The organism is Sporosarcina cyprini, from assembly GCF_022048975.1.
In the GTDB taxonomy this organism is placed as follows: Bacteria; Bacillota; Bacilli; order Bacillales_A; family Planococcaceae; genus Sporosarcina; species Sporosarcina cyprini.
The window spans coordinates 19791-33457 of the sequence record NZ_JAKMHX010000012.1 but is presented as its reverse complement, the minus strand read 5'-3'; the positions used below and the strand labels follow the sequence as shown (position 1 = coordinate 33457).

Annotated in this window: 16 protein-coding genes; 13 read left to right on the top strand and 3 right to left on the bottom strand. The window is 45.4% G+C overall.

Annotated elements, in window-relative coordinates; all coding sequences use genetic code 11:
• Positions 1-265: 265 nt before the first annotated feature.
• Both L7D49_RS01920 and L7D49_RS01915 read right to left on the bottom strand, forming a co-directional pair.
• Positions 266-946 (bottom strand): IucA/IucC family C-terminal-domain containing protein, encoded by a 681-nt coding sequence (locus tag L7D49_RS01920; protein ID WP_238079140.1) that lies wholly within the window; start codon positions 944-946, stop codon positions 266-268.
• Positions 946-1770 carry an ABC transporter ATP-binding protein gene (locus L7D49_RS01915; RefSeq protein ID WP_238079139.1) on the bottom strand — a complete coding sequence of 275 codons (825 nt, stop codon included), beginning with the start codon at positions 1768-1770 and terminating at the stop codon, positions 946-948. The genes L7D49_RS01920 and L7D49_RS01915 overlap by 1 nt, the downstream gene beginning before the upstream one ends.
• A gap of 177 nt (positions 1771-1947) precedes the next feature.
• Here L7D49_RS01915 and L7D49_RS01910 point away from each other — a divergent pair, with 177 nt between their 5' ends.
• Together L7D49_RS01910 and L7D49_RS01905 are read left to right on the top strand one after the other, a co-directional pair.
• Complete coding sequence (locus L7D49_RS01910; RefSeq protein WP_238079138.1) at positions 1948-2940, top strand: ABC transporter substrate-binding protein; 993 nt, start codon at positions 1948-1950, stop codon at positions 2938-2940.
• Entirely contained in the window at positions 2940-4904 is a 1965-nt protein-coding gene (locus tag L7D49_RS01905) for an iron ABC transporter permease (protein ID WP_238079137.1), read from the top strand. The genes L7D49_RS01910 and L7D49_RS01905 overlap by 1 nt, the downstream gene beginning before the upstream one ends.
• A gap of 422 nt (positions 4905-5326) precedes the next feature.
• Here the strand turns inward: L7D49_RS01905 and L7D49_RS01900 are convergent, their stop codons facing one another.
• Positions 5327-5761 (bottom strand): permease prefix domain 1-containing protein, encoded by a 435-nt coding sequence (locus tag L7D49_RS01900; RefSeq protein ID WP_238079136.1) that lies wholly within the window; start codon positions 5759-5761, stop codon positions 5327-5329.
• Positions 5762-6036: 275 nt separating this feature from the next.
• Between L7D49_RS01900 and L7D49_RS01895 the strand changes: the two genes are divergently transcribed.
• The 11 genes from L7D49_RS01895 to L7D49_RS01845 all read left to right on the top strand — a co-directional run bounded on the left by L7D49_RS01895 (position 6037) and on the right by L7D49_RS01845 (position 13666).
• Positions 6037-6432: a YhfM domain-containing protein gene (locus L7D49_RS01895; RefSeq protein WP_238079135.1), complete on the top strand. Its 396-nt coding sequence runs from the start codon at positions 6037-6039 to the stop codon at positions 6430-6432.
• Positions 6433-6465: 33 nt separating this feature from the next.
• A complete protein-coding gene (locus tag L7D49_RS01890; protein WP_238079134.1) occupies positions 6466-6933 on the top strand; it encodes a hypothetical protein in 468 nt (155 codons plus the stop codon).
• 24 nt (positions 6934-6957) lie between these two features.
• Entirely contained in the window at positions 6958-7359 is a 402-nt protein-coding gene (locus L7D49_RS01885; RefSeq protein WP_238079133.1) for a hypothetical protein, read from the top strand.
• A 45-nt stretch (positions 7360-7404) separates the two neighbouring features.
• The gene (locus tag L7D49_RS01880) at positions 7405-7863 is read left to right on the top strand and encodes an NUDIX domain-containing protein (protein WP_238079132.1); all 459 of its coding nucleotides are present in this window, start codon (positions 7405-7407) and stop codon (positions 7861-7863) included.
• Between the two features lie 66 nt (positions 7864-7929).
• Positions 7930-8124 carry a hypothetical protein gene (locus L7D49_RS01875; protein WP_238079131.1) on the top strand — a complete coding sequence of 65 codons (195 nt, stop codon included), beginning with the start codon at positions 7930-7932 and terminating at the stop codon, positions 8122-8124.
• A 284-nt stretch (positions 8125-8408) separates the two neighbouring features.
• Positions 8409-10001: a putative polysaccharide biosynthesis protein gene (locus L7D49_RS01870; RefSeq protein WP_238079130.1), complete on the top strand. Its 1593-nt coding sequence runs from the start codon at positions 8409-8411 to the stop codon at positions 9999-10001.
• Positions 10002-10005: 4 nt separating this feature from the next.
• A complete protein-coding gene (gene yabN / locus L7D49_RS01865) occupies positions 10006-11472 on the top strand; it encodes a bifunctional methyltransferase/pyrophosphohydrolase YabN (protein ID WP_238079129.1) in 1467 nt (488 codons plus the stop codon).
• On the top strand, positions 11462-11752 hold the full coding sequence (locus L7D49_RS01860) for an RNA-binding S4 domain-containing protein (RefSeq protein ID WP_238079128.1): 291 nt from the start codon (positions 11462-11464) through the stop codon (positions 11750-11752). Before yabN ends, L7D49_RS01860 begins: the two co-directional genes overlap by 11 nt.
• A 680-nt stretch (positions 11753-12432) precedes the next feature.
• A complete protein-coding gene (gene yabP / locus L7D49_RS01855) occupies positions 12433-12729 on the top strand; it encodes a sporulation protein YabP (RefSeq protein WP_184212190.1) in 297 nt (98 codons plus the stop codon).
• Positions 12726-13193, top strand: a complete 468-nt coding sequence (yabQ, locus tag L7D49_RS01850; RefSeq protein ID WP_238079127.1) for a spore cortex biosynthesis protein YabQ — start codon at positions 12726-12728, stop codon at positions 13191-13193. Before yabP ends, yabQ begins: the two co-directional genes overlap by 4 nt.
• Before the next feature lie 56 nt (positions 13194-13249).
• Positions 13250-13666, top strand: a complete 417-nt coding sequence (locus L7D49_RS01845) for an FtsB family cell division protein (RefSeq protein ID WP_238079126.1) — start codon at positions 13250-13252, stop codon at positions 13664-13666.
• Position 13667 lies beyond the last annotated feature (1 nt).

Sequence of the window (13667 nt, the reverse complement as noted above, 5' to 3'; positions counted from 1 at the left end):
GTTTAAAAGCTAGTTTTCCCTTTAGCCCTCCAAGACTCGCTACGAGTGAATGGCTAGTTCTTTCTCGACGGGAATCCACTCATGGTAAGAAAGAGCACCAATAGATGTCTGTGGGTTTTCGCATCGTATTTCGTGGTTTCATCTCAATATGGCCTCTTTCTACATAACCTTTCGTTTTACGTTCATTCTCAATGAATAAACTCAGCTGATGCGCATCTTGCTTTGTTGCACATCAGCTGAGTTTTTATTTTCATCACATGTAAAATCAAGAATTCACCCTTAAAGGACAATACGGACACATATCCGTGTCGGGCAATTCCTTATAAAGACAGCAAGTGGTTCGCTTATAATACTGGGAAGCTTCCTCTACCGTCTCCCCTTGCAAGTAGCGTTGAAAAGGGGAGCGGCGCATCGCAGGTTTCCAGCTATCATCTTGCAGCAGTAGGTTCAGATCGGCGTCTTTGTAGGGAGAGTCCAGATTGGCATACATCCAGATGACATAGCCCCAAACGTTTTCCCACAGGATCCATTTTGAAATCTTCGCCCGTTTGCTCAATGCTTCTACGAATGGATGGCCCCATTGGTCGAGTACGGACCGCAGGGCTTCCTCTCGCTTAGTTACAGGATGGCCGGCTGTTTCGGGAATGGCGTAGTGAATGAGGCCATCTTTGAGGAAGATCCCTACTTCATCAATGCCTCGGCGCCACATGATTTGATGCTGGCTGATTGATAAAAACAGGCCAGCCATGAAAAAGCCGTGCCGCCTCATGTAAACGGAAGCGGCGACTGCTTCGGTCGGTGCTCCCGACAATTCCGTCGTCAGTTCGAGAATCCGATCGATTCCTGATTCCTTCAGCAAATCGTCCAACAAGAGCAAGGGAGCCGTATCGTTGTTTACATGAAGAGCAAAGCGTTCCAAGTCTTGCCGTTGTTCGTCGGTTACCATCACGCGCCTGTCTCCGCCTTTAATTGCTGGATAATGCAGCGGCCCCGTCCGTACGGCACACAAAACGGCGTTCCGAACAATGGATCCGTTGTGACCTGGCACTCCATCCCGAAAACGTTGCGCACTACATCACAAGTGATGATATCTTCAGGCTTCCCTTGTGCGTAAACAGCCCCGTCCTTGATGGCGACGATATTATGGGCATAGCGGGAGGCGAGATTTAGATCATGTAATACCATCACGATTGTTCTATTTTTTTGCTCGTTCAATTCAAATAGCAAATCCAATATTTCAATTTGATGGGTCATATCCAAATAGGTCGTAGGCTCATCCAGCAAAATGACGTCCGTATCCTGAGCAAGCGTCATGGCAATCCACGCACGTTGTCGTTGGCCGCCTGACAAGGAATCGATGGCTCGGTCGCGCAAGTCGCTGATCTTCGTCGCTTCCATCGCAGCTTCGGTCTTTTCCGTGTCTTCCTTTGTCCAGCGGGTGAGCCAGGAATGGTGTGGATAGCGTCCCTGTTTTACGAGGTCATGAACAGTCAATCCTTCCGGGGATACAGGCCCTTGCGGCAGGATGCCCATCTTTTTTGCCACGTTGCGTGCTGACATAGAATGAATGTCTTTCCCTTCGAGGAGTATGCCGCCTTCAGAAGGTTTCAATAGACGGGCGATCGATCGCAATAATGTCGATTTACCACAGCCGTTGCTTCCGACAAATACAGTAATCTCTCCGCGAGGCAAAGATAGGTGTAAATCCTCGAAAAGAATTCGGTCATCATAGCCGATCTTCAAACCATCCGTCCTAATTACAGGTTGCATATCCATATGACTTCCTTTCTGCTCGTTCTCAGTTTTCGTTACCGCTAGCATAACATAGATACAATCAATTGAGAATGATAATCACTAATTTGACAAAAACGCTTTACAAACTATATAACTTACATATACACTACTAATTGATAATGATTATCAGTATTTAAGACGGAGGCATGCGAAATGAAGAAAACAATAAAACCGCTTCTTATAGTTATGATGTTATTTGCAATCGTACTCGCAGGTTGCTCATCCAAGAAAGTGGATGATAACGCGGGTGGCGAGAAGGACAAGGCAAATGAGAGCATTACAATTACAGGTTCTAATGGGGACGTTACGTTAAAAGAACCGGCAAAGAAAGTAGTAGTTCTGGAATGGACGTATGCAGAAGACCTTCTGGCACTCGGAATGCAACCAGCCGGAATGGCGGATATCCAAGAGTATCATAACTGGGTAAACATCGACGCGGAACTTAGTAAAGATGTAGCAGATGTAGGCGGTCGCCAAGAACCGAACTTAGAGGCAATTGCAGCACTGGAGCCAGATTTAATTATCGGCGTGAGCTTCCGGCACGATAATATGATCGCGGACCTAGAAAAAATCGCACCGACCGTCATTTTTAACCCATATCCAGAAGATGAATCAATCGATTTATACAAAGAAATGACAACAACATTCCATGAAATCGCGAAAGCAGTTGGTAAAACGGATAAAGCTGACGAAGTAATGAGCGACTTGGATAAAAAATATGAAGAAGCAAAGGCGAAAATCGACGGAGCTGACCTGAAGACGAAAGACGTCATCTTGACTCTTGCTTATTCAGGACCACAGGCACCAGAAATCCGGGTCTTCACACCGAACTCGATGGCCTCCCAAATCATTGAGAAAATCGGTTTGAAGAATGTCCATGTGCCGGATCAATTCGAAGTATTCGGCTCCAGCACATTCAATGTGGAAGGCTTGACGAAATATGAGGACGCGAATTACCTCTATATTGTACAAGACAATGACAATGTTTATGAAAAACAATTGAATGGAAATCCGGTTTGGCAAAACTTGAACTTTGTCAAAGAAGGACGCCTATATGAATTAGGCGGAGATACATGGCCTTATGGCGGTCCACTTTCCGCTGAAACGCTGCTCAATAAAATCGTGGACACTATGGTAGCCAAATAATGCACGCCAATACGAAAGGAACAAGGTCGCTGATAGTCGCTATCGTCGGCCTTTTCCTGTTACTTGTCCTATCATTTATTCATTTAACACAGGGCCAGGCGGATTATACAGTTTCTCAACTGCTTGAAGAAGTGTGGTTTGAAGGCAGGGTGCAGGACATTGTGATGTCTCTTCGGTTGCCGCGCCTCGCCATTGGAATTATAGCAGGAGGAGCCTTGGCGGTTGCAGGGACGTTATTGCAGACATTGACAAAAAACCCGCTTGCATCAGCAAGCACACTCGGTATTAATGCCGGGGCCTACTTTTTTGTCGTACTGTCCATGATCTTTTTTCCATCCGTCCTCGGACAATTCCCATTTTTCGTTGCACTCGCCGGGGCGATTCTCTCCTCGGCACTCGTCGTGTTACTGGCAGGGAAGCAGATGGAGCCGGTTCGGGTTGCGCTGACAGGGATGATCATTTCGTTGCTGTTCTCCTCCATAACAGGGTCCCTCCAGCTCCTTTTCGAAAACCAGACGAACGGACTGTTTCTCTGGGGAGCGGGAACCTTGGTCCAACTCAATTGGAATGGGGTCGCGTTTGCGGCACCGATGATTGTTGTTCTATTTATTGGTGCGATTTTTTTAGCCAAACCGATGGACGTCCTATCGTTAGGGGAAGATACAGCTTCCTCGCTTGGTCAAAATGTCCGAGTTGTTAAAATAGCTGCTTGGGCTGTGGCGATTTTGCTGGCGGCAACGACTGTCAGCGTCATAGGGCCGATTGGTTTTGTTGGCTTGATGGCCCCGCATATTGTTCGCATGCTCGGAATCCGGGGGCATTTGCAAGTCATCCTGCAATCATTTTTATGGGGGAGTGTCATTCTCATCGGAGCGGATGTGCTTGGGCGAATGATTGAGCCAGGACAGGAAGTTCCAGTCGGGGCGATGACCGCATTGATAGGCGGTCCTTGGCTCTTGTATCTGGCATGGAAAACAGCCAAAACCCATTCAAAAGGCGATCGGCAAATGGGCGGCGCCTTAAAGCCAAAAAAACTCCCTGTTGTCGTGCCTGTCGTACTCGCATTGATTGCGGTTGTCGTAGTAGTCGCCTTATCGTTTAACGGATCCGCATGGTCAATGGAATGGACGAAGCCCGTCATTTGGAATTTCCGCGTGCCGCGTGTATTGACCGCTTTTGTCATCGGCGTATTACTAGCGATTGCAGGGGTTTTATTGCAAGGCGTCCTGCGGAATCCGCTTGCAGATGCCAGTGTACTCGGCGTTACTTCGATGGGCGGCGCTGGCGCTATGCTGCTGTTAGTCATGATTCCATCCATCCCGGCTGCCTATATGCCGCTCGGAGCGGTAGTGGGTTCGGCGATTGCGCTGGGGATCATTGTCGGAACGTCTTGGAAAAATAACTTTCAGCCCATGCTCGTCGCCTTAATGGGGATTGCCATATCGGCATTCGGCTCCGCAGCAACTCAGGTGTTCGTCGTGAAAGCAAAATTGGCGGTAGCTGCTGCGCTCGTCTGGTTATCCGGCAGCACATACGCGAAAGGTTGGGATGATTTCCAACTGGCGGTCATTTTCTTCCTCATCTTAATCGGTCCCGCCGTCTATTTAACAAGAAGCTTGGATGCGTTATCGTTTGGCGACGATATCGCAGCAGGTCATGGAACGTCGGTCAAGTCTGTGCGTGTTTGGGCACTAATCATTGGTGTCGCCATCAGCACTGGGGCAGTCGCCATTGTCGGGACAATTGGCTTCATCGGCCTCGTCGCTCCGCACATCGCCCGCCGTCTCGTCGGGTTCCGCCACTTACCGTTACTGATCGTTTCCGGTCTACTTGGCGGTCTGCTGCTCATTACCGCCGATTTCGTGGGGCGGATTGTCATTGCTCCAAAGGATATTCCGAGCGGGCTGATTGTTGCGTTGATTGGTACCCCGTATTTGTTGTATTTATTGAGGAAGCTGAAGTGAGTCGTAGCCAGCTTGCCGTTTATGACCTCTTCTCTATATGTTCGGAGGAGAGGTTTTTTAATTCGCGATAAAGCATAAGCGTATAGAAGTGAAATGTATCAAAGAAGAGTCATAGTACATCTGCTTGACCTCTTTTGTGCTATCTCCATGTGAATGCGAAAGCTCTCAAGCCCTTCCGAATATAGATTCGGACTGCGCCCCAAAGAAAGAAAATAACACTGGAGATAATGAAGAAAATATAATAGAGATATTCATTTTGCATATAATCATACGTTTTATATTCCCACTCCACATACCCATGATCCTTGTAATTTATTTTCATCATACGGGATTCCCCGATACCTTCTGTTCCCTGGCTAAATGATTTTCCACTCTTGCCCCCTGGCTCAGATTTCTTAATCAATGCCAAGTAACTAATATTATCAACCCACTTTGAATTCCGTTGAATTCCGTTGAATTCCTTCTTGCAATGCAAGTTCATCTTCAAAAGTGAAGTCATCCTTCGTTAGGTAAATTTGTCCCAAATGTTCCATTAAAGCTGTTATTTCGCCGTACGATTTGTCCCTCATAAATAAGTTAGCTGCAAAAAATAAACCTACCAAAACTAATAGGATGGCTGAGCATAAAAGCCATTTTGCAAACTGTTTTTGTAACTGAAACTTCGTTAATGGACCTTTGTTTTCTGCTTTAAACCTGTCTATAGCAAGCGCAAATGCTTCTTGCTCCGATTCTCCTTCTTCTTTTAACTCTCGAACAGTCACTAATAAATGTGAACGCAATTCTTGTTTCAGCTCTTTTGCTTCTTTCCTGCTCAAATGGGCAAATAGCGAATTGCCAAGTTGCTCAATTTGCTTCATTACTGTACTCCTCCTTTGAAAAAAGAGTTACGACTCCGCTCGAACAACAAATAGAATTCATAGTTAAAGACTGTAAGTTATTCCGGTATTTTCATTTAATAATAGCATTGTGAAGGTTGCGAGACTACTGAACAGAAGAAGCTGATAATGTATTTACAGAAGATTAAGTAAAACGAGTGTAACGATTCCTTTCCATAAGTCGTCATATGTATAAGAAGGATTTCGAAATCTGAGAAGTAAACACGCTTAATAAGCAAAGGAAGGAAACAATAATATTGAAGAAACTGTTTGTTTTATTCGGACTCCTGCTGCTAGTTGGTTGTGGCAATAACAAAGTAGAGGTGGAGAATAATCCATTTGCATTTAAAGACGAAATCCAAGCAATCATTGCAATCGGCCAAGGGACAGAAGCGGGGAATCCAGTAGAAGTTAAGAACGCCGATGAGATTCATTTATTTGTAGACGTTATGCAAGATGCAGAAAGATATGAGGATCCTTTGTCAGATGTCGGAGCGGAGTATGAACTTGAAGTAACTTATCAAGATGATTCGACAGAAACCATATATGTATGGTTCTTTTCCAATACGGCAGGACGCTTTGAAGTAAACGATGTAATGTATCGTATGAATGAAAAAGCAATCCCTGAGGTAAGAAGCCTCTTAGAAAAGTAGCTGGTTAAAGATGATAAGAAATGAGGGGGTTAAATGTGGAAACTTCGGTATGTGACAATCTTCATTGTCGCTATGGCGATCTTCTTTTCACTGAAAGTATTCAATGAGTACAGAGAGAGAAATTTGGTTGATGTCATGCGTTATAAATCATCTGATTTCTATGCGTTAGGAGTTATTAAAGATGTGAACGAGGTTCCAAAAGACAAAGGATATGAATGGTATACAAAGGACAAGGAACCTGTGAATGAATTACTAGAGTACCTAGGCAGCTATCGTGTGAAAAAGATAAAGGAAGAAGAATTCACAGCAAACCAATACCAGGGCGAGAGATTTGAATTTACAATCACACATGCTAAATCCAATCCAAGCATCGTTTGGATTGGTGCGAACCATGTCCAGGTCCTTGTTGGCAACTATTATGAAGTGGTAAATGGACCGATTGATATGGAATGGATAGAAGAATTTAATGAGAAGTATAAAGAGAGCTATCGTGAATATTAGATATTCCCCAGTAGGAGGGATCACGTGGGAAGGCCAAAATTAATTTGTAGTGTGATTATTTTTGTTTTGTTAACTACAGTGGGTTGTTCTAATTCTGAGAGTTTAAGTAAGACAGAGGTTCATAAAACGGGCAATCCTAATGCGAAAGAGATTTTAACATTAGACCAAGAAGCTGATATTTTTCAGTTCGAAGGTATTATTTATAAGACCGGAATCGACTGGGTAGAGGAACTAACTTTAACAAAAGATGCGCAGGTGGGGGAAATATTATCAAGGAACGACACAGGAACTAACTTTGCTGACGGAATGTCGAATAAACTGCCCGTCGGTACAAAGATTTATTCAACAAAAGAAAAAGAAGTTCCTATTTTACTCGTGGAATTTGAGGGGGAAATCCTAAAATACTATGCATTGGTTGAGGGGTAATGGACTCATCGAGGTGCAACTGACAGACAGTCTGGGGGAAGTCATATGAGAATTAGAAATTCAGCTAAAGCTTTAATCATGAAAGATGGAAATCTGCTAGCCTTAAAAATGCAAGAGAATGGCGAAACGTACTACATTCTGCCGGGTGGGGGCCAAGAACATGGGGAAACACTTCACCAAGCGTTGGAAAGGGAATGCCAAGAAGAGATCGGAGCAGAAGTGGAAATTGGAGAACTGCTTTTTGTCAGGGAATACATCGGCAAAAACCACGAACTGGCCGCTTACCACTCGCATGCCCATCAAATTGAATTTATGTTTCGATGTAAAGTGATTCAAGAGACATTCACGGAAGGGACCCACTTAGATAAGGGGCAGATCGGCACTGCATGGTTACCAATCCAAGAGTTGATGGAGTATAACTTATTCCCTCGGGCACTGCGTACTCATATTATTTCTTACTCTGAAAATGGTAAGTCTCCAATTTATTTAGGGGATATCAATTAGTAAAGGTATGCATGATAAATCAAACAGCATGGATGTTCAAAATGAAGGTAGCTAGGAGGATTATTGATGTTTGTGTTTTATGTTATCAGTTTTTATTTAATGCCTATTTTAGCAATCGTTTTTTGTTTGAATCTCGTAGGCATAATTAAAAAGGTGAAGAAAGACGAGGCCACTTCGGTGAACACCTTTTGGTTAACGTTATCCTTTGTTTTAATAGTTTGGAGTATTGCAATTACAGCAATGACAGGAGGTGCAGGTTAATAAGAGTTTTATTGGGGGAACTGTTGAATTTATTTATCATAAAATCAGGAGCAATAGTTGAACAAAGAATTACAAACGATACAGCAGATCATTCTCGTGTCATTTTTTATGGGGTGGTTTTTTCATCAAATGACAATAGCAATTATATTTTAGCGTCTGGCTGACTTCACACTGTGTAGTCTGTTTTTTTGTGTTCCAGTGCCCCGCTGCATGGCTTGTTTTTCTAAAACACCGGCATTAATAATGCTATACTAATGATATTACACAACGAAAGAGGCTCGACTATGGCTAGTACGGATTGGAATATGAAGACGTTCACGAAGGGGGCATCGATCCTTGCGATTTCGGCGATTGTTGTCAAATTGCTTTCGGCGGTGTACCGGGTTCCATTCCAGAATCTTGTAGGGGATAAGGGCTTTTATATATACCAGCAGGTCTACCCGTTCATCGGTATTTTCATTATATGGACTTCCTACGGTTTCGCAGTGGCGGTCTCTAAATTGCTCGCGGAGGAAAGGACGCCGGGAGAATCGAAGGCGATTATGCGGATTGCGTTTCTCTATTTGGCTTGTTTATCGGTTGCCGTTTTCTTCATTCTTATGGCGGGAGCGCCGTTTTTTGCAAATGCCATGGGGGATCCGAAACTGGTTTCTTTACTACGGGCAGGTGCGTATATTGTGCTGCTCATGCCGATGCTGGCCACTTTGAAAGGCACTTTTCAATCATCAGGCCGGATGACACCGGTAGCTATGTCGAATGTCGGCGAACAGGCCATCCGTGTGACTGTCATTTTAATTGGCACATGGCTTGCGATCCGTGCAGGGGCTTCTTTATATAAAGCAGGAGAAATTGCGATGTGGGGAGCGGTCATTGGACAGGCGGCAGGTGTCCTCATTTTGGCTTTTTATTACCGGAGTGCCTTCAAAGGGCCGAGTGTTCAGATTGATCGTTTTCGGGTTGTGAAGGAGTTGACGGTTGTCAGTTTGAGCGTCAGCGCCAGTTCCCTCATTCTCTTGCTGTTTCAGCTGGTCGATTCGTTTACAATCTTTAATTTGCTTGTTTCGAAAGGGACACTAGTGGAACGTGCCATGGAAATGAAAGGCGTCTACGACCGGGGCCAGCCGCTTGTGCAAATGGGCATTCTGATTGCTTCTACCCTTGCGCTTGCCATCGTGCCGCTAATAGCACATCATGCGTCAAAACAGGACGGACGAGGAGCGGTTCCCTTCATTCAGTTGACGTTCCGCACGGCATTCCTGTTCGGAACCGCGGCAACAGTCGGACTGGGCCTCGTGCTGCCGTTTATGAATGAAATGCTGTTCGAAACACGCGACGGCTCTGTCGCCTTGATTGTTTTCGTTATGCAAGTGTTCTGGCTCTCTCTCATCCTGCCGTTGACGGCTATTTTACAAGGGGCAGGGAAAGTGAAAATCCCGACACTGTTTCTGCTAGGCGGACTTGTTGTTAAAGCCATCGCGAATCAATGGCTCATTCCCCTATGGGGCATAACAGGAGCGTCGATAGCAGGAAATATCGGATTTGGAGCAATCTCCATCGCTTTGCTTCTTTACTTTAAGCGGGTATGGCCAGTGCGGCTTGCGCCTTCCCGCTTTTATGGCTGGACTTTTGCAGCAACGATATCGATGGTCGTTCTTGTCGTAGCCTGGTCGCTCGTTGCAGATGTCTTCTTATTTGACGATTTGCCTTCACGCATTGGGGCAACACTGACAGCATTGACATCTGTTATGATGGGAGCAGCCGTTTTCCTCCTCATCGTCATGAAGTCGAGAATCATGGCAGAGAAAGAGTGGTATTTATTGCCGTTTGGAAAACGATTGGCGAGATTACAATTACAACTTACGCGAAATAGAAGGTGAAACCATGCAGACGATTACAATTATCGGGCTTGGCGCAGGCGATTTGGAACAGCTTTCGCTCGGCGTGTACCGGAAAATAAAATCACTGGGGACCATTTTTGCACGTACCGAAATGCATCCGGTCGTACAGGAACTAAGAGAAGAAGGCGTTTCGATTGAAAGCTTTGATTTCGTTTATGAGAAACATGATTCGTTTGAACAAGTGTATGAAGAAATTACGGAGCGGCTGCTGGCCATGGCGGCTGACGGACCGGTTGCGTACGCTGTCCCGGGACACCCGCTTGTCGCGGAGAGAACTGTGCAGTTGTTAATCGAAAAGGAACGGGAAGGACTTGCGAACCTTCAAATCGTTGGCGGCAACAGCTTTCTTGACCCGATTTTCTCCGCTTTGCGGATTGACCCGATCGACGGCTTTCAGCTGCTTGACGGAACCGATATGGCGCGGGACGATTTGAATATGAAGCAGCATGTGCTCATTGGACAAGTGTATGACGCTTTCATTGCCTCGGAAGTAAAGCTGTCCCTTATGGAGAAGTATGCGTATGACCACCCCGTAACAATCGTGACGGCTGCTGGCTCCAAAGAAGAGAGAGTACGTACCGTGCCGCTTTTTGAATTGGATCGGGAAACAGAAATCGATAATCTGACTACTGTATACGTACCGCCAGTTACGGAGCGCGAAGGACGATTGAAGGAATGGTCGGCATTCCGGGAGATTATCGCCGCGCTGCGCGCGCCTGACGGCTGTCCGTGGGATCGGGAACAGACGCATGAGTCGCTCAAGCGGTATTTGATTGAAGAAGCACATGAGTTGATTCAAGCGATTGACGAGGAAGACGACGAAGGCATTATCGAAGAGCTCGGAGATGTATTGCTGCAAGTGTTCCTCCATGCCCAAATTGGCGAGGATGATGGATATTTTGCGTTGGAAGACGTCCTGCAATCTGTTGGCGATAAGATGATTCGCCGTCATCCGCATGTTTTCGGCGAAATCGATGTGAAGAACTCGGACGAAGTGCTTGCCAATTGGCAGGACATCAAGCAGGCGGAGAAACCGCAGAAGACATCGCAATTGGATGGGCAGGACCGTTTCTCTTCTTCGCTACTCACCTCGTTTAATTATCAAAAAGCCGCGGCGAAGGTTGGATTTGACTGGCCAGATATCGACGGGGCGTTCGAGAAGTTTGCGGAAGAGTGGGAGGAGTTCCAAGTCGAGGTGCGCGGAGGCTCGAAGGAAGCGCAGCTCGATGAACTCGGTGATGTGCTGTTCACCATTGTGAATGTGGCGCGGTTCCTGAAATTATCGCCGGAAGAAGCGATGGTGCATGCAAACCATAAATTCAAACAGCGATTTACATTCGTCGAGAAAAGTGTAAAAGAGGGTCGGGGTTCATTCGCCGACTACACGCTCGATGAATTAGAAGCATTCTGGCAACAGGCCAAGGGAAAGGGAGATGGAAATGAGACTTGATAAATTTTTGAAAGTATCACGATTGATCAAACGGCGGACATTGGCAAAACAGGTGGCCGACCAAGGACGGATTACAATTAACAGCAAGGTGGCAAAAGCATCTTCAGTTGTGAAAGAAGGGGACGAGCTCGCCATCCGCTTCGGCCAGAAGATCGTCACAGCAAAAGTCGACCAATTGAAGGAATCAACAAAGAAGGAAGACGCAGCTTCCATGTATACGATTTTAAAGGAAGAGAAGCTTGCGAAAGTTGAACCGGAATTTATTGATGATGAGGATTGAGTAAGGTCCAGATTAATTGTAAAGAGCGACGCAGTTTCGATGCTGCGTCGCTCTTTCCTGTTTTACAAAGACGGGTTATTTCATAATCGAGAGATCAGATGGACTAATTTTATTCAAACTTGTGCCTTTAACTACGTTCAAAAAATCACCGTTTCGATCTTCTAAATAGATATGATTCGGCGACACCGGCGTAAATTGATTTAGATCGACCGGGCTGCTATTTAAAAAAAAATAGATATGTCCCTGGTTTTAGCGACTCGGGCTCATTTCTTTGCTGTCCTATAGGAAATAAAACTCGTTCCCTTTTTTGTTAGAAAATATTTACGGTTAGAGTCACTCTAATACAAACTATATAAGAGTTTCGTAAGTTTAATCATTTTAGTTAGTTATAACTTCTTTTAGTAGAAACTCCGTTGATTGAAGTGTAGGATGGCGACTCCTGCGGGAACAGCACGAGCTGAAGACCCTGCACGGAGCAAAGCGAAGGAAGCGGCTGAAGCCGTGCCCGCGGAAAGCGTCCGTCCGAAACGGAAATCAACTTGACCAGCAACATATCATTATTAACAACCGTTTTTATTTTTCTTTCGTTCTACAGTTCACCATGACAGGTTAATTTCCAGTCATGTTTTTAATTCTGCTGCATAAGATGGCAGTGAACGTACAAGCAAAGGAGGAATACAATGCAAATTCAAACAGACAGTCCGACGTACGCCATCCCTTCCGGCGATCATGTGGTAACAATGCGAAACCGGAAGCGGATGGATATCACATCTGTGAAAACAATCGACCGGTTTGACCAAGAAGAATTTATCGTAAGAACCTCACAAGGCATGCTGCAAATACGGGGGGAGGAGCTGCGCATCGTTCATCTCGACGTAGATAAGGGGCTGCTCACATTGGAAGGAACCATTGGCACTCTCCAATACGACGAAGAAGAATCAGGGTCTCGAAATTTCCTCCATAAATTGTTTGGATGAGTCTCTCCGTCCAGTTTCTTAGTTTGCTTGCCATGATTGGGACAGGCATTGGGGCCGGAGCCATTATGGATATGGTCGGCACCGGCATTTCCCAGACAGGAAAAACATCCTGGATTCGAAGATATGCTGCCTGGCTGGAAATTATTTGCTGGATATTGATCGGCTGCGGCGCCTTTTATGTTCTCTTCCTCGTCCGTGACGGTGCGTGGCGAATGTATGACCCCGTTGCGCAAGTGAGCGGGTTGCTCTTATATGCTGCTATTTTTCACAAGCCGTTTCGTTTTTTCGGACGGATGATCATCTTGCTGATCTTGAAGCCAATTTGGTTCATCCTGCGGCTGATCGCAAGGATCATTCAATTCTTTGTACGGGTGATTATTCGAATTTTGACAGTCCTCGCATTTCCGTTCAAGACTCTCTTCTTTTTCGTCAAGAAAAGACTCTTCAAAAATAGTGCTGAATAAGCTATAATTGATAGACTATAGAAGAGAACGGAAAGTAATGAGAGGAAGTGCAGGACATGGAGCAAAGGAAGAGCAAGGCAGCCGCAACCGTTGCATCGATTGAAACTGAATATGTCCGCTCGTTGCGTAAGAAAGAGGATTGGCGAAATAAGCAGAGGAAGCGGCTGAAGAGAAAGCTTACCATCTATGCTATTTTGGCGTTGCTTATTTTTGGTGCACTGACGAACACGTTTGTGCAGCAAAAAAAGGCGTTGGCAAAGAAAGAGCAAGAGAAGACGGAAGTGCTGGCGGATCTGAAGGAAGTAAAGGAAGAACAAGAATCCTTGAAACAACAGCTCGTCAAGCTGGATGATGATGAATATATCGCCAAGCTCGCAAGGAAACATTATTTCTTATCCGAAAAGAATGAGATCATTTTCTCGGTCCCTGAACATACCAAGAAAAAGGGAAAAAAAGAGTCCGGAAAAGAGTAGT

Bases quoted from the DNA above. Each gene is read 5' to 3' on its own strand.
- L7D49_RS01920 (WP_238079140.1), bottom strand. From the start codon at position 946: ATGGTAACCGACGAACAACGGCAAGACTTGGAACGCTTTGCTCTTCAT.
- L7D49_RS01915 (WP_238079139.1), bottom strand. From the start codon at position 1,770: ATGCAACCTGTAATTAGGACGGATGGTTTGAAGATCGGCTATGATGAC.
- L7D49_RS01910 (WP_238079138.1), top strand. From the start codon at position 1,948: ATGAAGAAAACAATAAAACCGCTTCTTATAGTTATGATGTTATTTGCA.
- L7D49_RS01905 (WP_238079137.1), top strand. From the start codon at position 2,940: ATGCACGCCAATACGAAAGGAACAAGGTCGCTGATAGTCGCTATCGTC.
- L7D49_RS01900 (WP_238079136.1), bottom strand. From the start codon at position 5,761: ATGAAGCAAATTGAGCAACTTGGCAATTCGCTATTTGCCCATTTGAGC.
- L7D49_RS01890 (WP_238079134.1), top strand. From the start codon at position 6,466: ATGTGGAAACTTCGGTATGTGACAATCTTCATTGTCGCTATGGCGATC.
- L7D49_RS01880 (WP_238079132.1), top strand. From the start codon at position 7,405: ATGAGAATTAGAAATTCAGCTAAAGCTTTAATCATGAAAGATGGAAAT.
- L7D49_RS01875 (WP_238079131.1), top strand. From the start codon at position 7,930: ATGTTTGTGTTTTATGTTATCAGTTTTTATTTAATGCCTATTTTAGCA.
- L7D49_RS01870 (WP_238079130.1), top strand. From the start codon at position 8,409: ATGGCTAGTACGGATTGGAATATGAAGACGTTCACGAAGGGGGCATCG.
- yabN (WP_238079129.1), top strand. From the start codon at position 10,006: ATGCAGACGATTACAATTATCGGGCTTGGCGCAGGCGATTTGGAACAG.
- L7D49_RS01860 (WP_238079128.1), top strand. From the start codon at position 11,462: ATGAGACTTGATAAATTTTTGAAAGTATCACGATTGATCAAACGGCGG.
- yabP (WP_184212190.1), top strand. From the start codon at position 12,433: ATGCAAATTCAAACAGACAGTCCGACGTACGCCATCCCTTCCGGCGAT.
- yabQ (WP_238079127.1), top strand. From the start codon at position 12,726: ATGAGTCTCTCCGTCCAGTTTCTTAGTTTGCTTGCCATGATTGGGACA.
- L7D49_RS01845 (WP_238079126.1), top strand. From the start codon at position 13,250: ATGGAGCAAAGGAAGAGCAAGGCAGCCGCAACCGTTGCATCGATTGAA.